Origin of the sequence: Arthrobacter sp. TB 26, from assembly GCF_000427315.1 — a bacterium.
GTDB lineage: Bacteria > Actinomycetota > Actinomycetes > Actinomycetales > Micrococcaceae > Arthrobacter.
Map to the genome: position 1 here is coordinate 2,295 of NZ_AUPJ01000546.1, position 986 is coordinate 3,280.

Genomic DNA, 986 nt, shown 5'->3' on the forward strand with positions numbered 1-986 from the left:
CGCCGCGCGAGCCGGCCGAAGTGGGTATCGACCGTGATCCCGGGGACACCGAACGCGTTGCCGAGCACCACGTTCGCGGTCTTCCGCCCGACGCCGGGAAGCGTCACCAGATCCTCCAGCCGGCCGGGCACCTCGCCGTCGTACTCATCCACGAGCCGGTTGCACAGCGCCATCAGGTTCCGGGACTTGGCCCGGAAGAATCCGGTGGGTTTGATGATGGCCTCCAGCTCGGCGGCGTCCGCCTCCGCCATGCTCCGCGCGTCGGGATAGCGGGCAAACAGCAGGGGCGTGATCTGGTTGACCATGACGTCCGTGGTCTGTGCCGACAACACCGTGGCCACCACCAGCTCAAACGGGCTGCGGAAATCGAGTTCCGCGTGGGCGTACGGATACTGCTCCGCGAGCGCCTTGTTGATCCGGCGGGCGCGCCGTTTCAGTGCCAGCGGGGACTCCCCCGCGGCCCGCGGGACGGCACTCCGGGCGCCAGAGCCGTTGGCGCCAGCCCTCTTCGCACCGCCGCCATGGGTGCGGGGTGTGGCGCCGGCGGGGGCCGGATTGCTGGACTCAGTGGCCACTGGGACGGGCTAACCGCGCTCGATGTTGCTGAGGTCGCGGAGCACACCGACCCGGCCGTCGGTGTGCTGGACCAGGAATTCGTGGCCCCGGTCCTCAAGGGCCAGCACCCATCCGCCCGGTTCAATCACGAAGGCCGGTGCGCCGCTGTGCTCATCCACGGCGGTGCGGGGCTGGGCGACGGCGAACCAGAACGCCTCGTGGACGGGCTGGTCGCCGTGGTCCTCGGGGCGGCTTGCCGGGTCGACGGTGGCGCCGATCGGCGCCTGCTGGCGCACCCGCGGATTCACCGTGGTGGGGGCGCTGCTGCTGGACGTTGCGGGAACGTCGGCGGCGCGGGTTTCCTCCGCGGCTGCGGCGGCACGGGCCTGGGCCTCCGGGGTCTGTTCCCCGGAGGAGGCTTTCGCGGCGGG

Annotated in this window: 2 pseudogenes (1 of these 2 only partly in view); both read right to left on the reverse strand. The window is 71.6% G+C overall.

From position 1 onward, the window contains the following. Positions 1-443 (reverse strand): annotated as a pseudogene (nth, locus tag K789_RS23780) (endonuclease III); it reaches 321 nt to the left of the window's first position. Between the two features lie 141 nt (positions 444-584). Then, positions 585-986: pseudogene (locus tag K789_RS26350) on the reverse strand (hypothetical protein); the annotation flags it as partial.